Here is a 1,153-nt window from a genome sequence, read left to right on the forward strand (position 1 = left end):
CTCCGCCGCCTCGCGCCGGCGCTCGCGGTCCTGCTCCCGCTCGTCCGCGACGGCGAGGTCGGCCGCGACCCGCGCGGCGTCCTCGTCCGCCCGGCCCAGCTCCTCCGCGGCGGCGGACACCTCGCCGTCGAGCGCCTCGAGGGTCCCGGGCGGGCACTCGGCCCGCAGCGCCCGGACACCGCGGCGCAGGTCGTCGTCGCGCTCCCGGTCGGCCACCAGCGCGGCGTCCCGGCTGGCCCGGGCAGCCCGCGCCTGCTCCCGGGCGGCGGTCTCGGCCCCGGCCGCGGCCGGGTCGGTGAGCGCCGCCGCGGGCGTGACCAGCTCGAACCGCTCGGCCTCGCCACCCCGCACGACGGCGTCGAGGTCGGCGGTCGTGGCCAGGACCAGGGCCGTGGTCGGCCGGATCCCGGCCTCGGCGAGGGCCCGGCGCGCGGCCGGCAGATCCGCCTCGGCGTGGACCAGCAGCCCGGATGCGAGCGCGGGCGCCGCGCGCAGCACGGCGGCGTGCTCCCGCTGCGGGACCGAGTCGGCGAGGTACCGCCAGCCGGTGGCGACGGCGATCCCCGCGGCCTCCACGGCCTCCTGCGCCCGCGCGAGGTCCAGGGTCGGCGGGAGCAGCCCGGAGGCACCCAGCGCGGCGAGCGCGCGCTCGTCCTCCGCCCCTTCGACGGCCAGTTCCACCCGGTGCCGCTCGGCCCGCGCGATCGCCGCGGTGAGCAGGTCCTCGAGGTCGCCCGCCTCGACGACCGGGTCCATCTCGTCGCCGCCGGTGAGCGCGCGCAGCCGGTCGTCGGCGACGAGCTCGGCCACCCGTGCCCGCAGGGCCGCGACGCGCTCGGCCGCCGCCCGGTGTCGCTCGACGAGGGCGCGCCGCTCCGTCGCGAGCGAGTCCGCGGCGGCCCGCAGCTCCTCGCGCCGCTCCCGGAGCCCGACCCGTTCCTCGAGCAGCCGCTCCAGCTCGGCGGCGGCCTCGGCGTCCGCCGTCCGGTGCCGCTCGACGGCCGCCGCGACCGTCTCCTCCGGCTCGAGGTGCCCCTGCGCGCGGGCCGCGGCGGTCCCGTCGTCGAGCTCCGCGAGCCGGCTCTGCAGCGCCGCGAGCTCGCCCGACAGCCGGCCCTGGACGCGGGTCGCGGACCGCGCGCGCTCGCGCGCC

At 81.5% G+C, this 1,153-nt stretch carries 1 pseudogene; it reads right to left on the bottom strand.

Features of this window, described 5'->3' with window-relative positions:
- Window positions 1–1,153: pseudogene (locus AB0B41_RS43225) on the bottom strand (hypothetical protein); the annotation flags it as partial.

Source organism: Pseudonocardia sp. NPDC049154 (genome assembly GCF_040648315.1).
In the GTDB taxonomy this organism is placed as follows: domain Bacteria; phylum Actinomycetota; class Actinomycetes; order Mycobacteriales; family Pseudonocardiaceae; genus Pseudonocardia.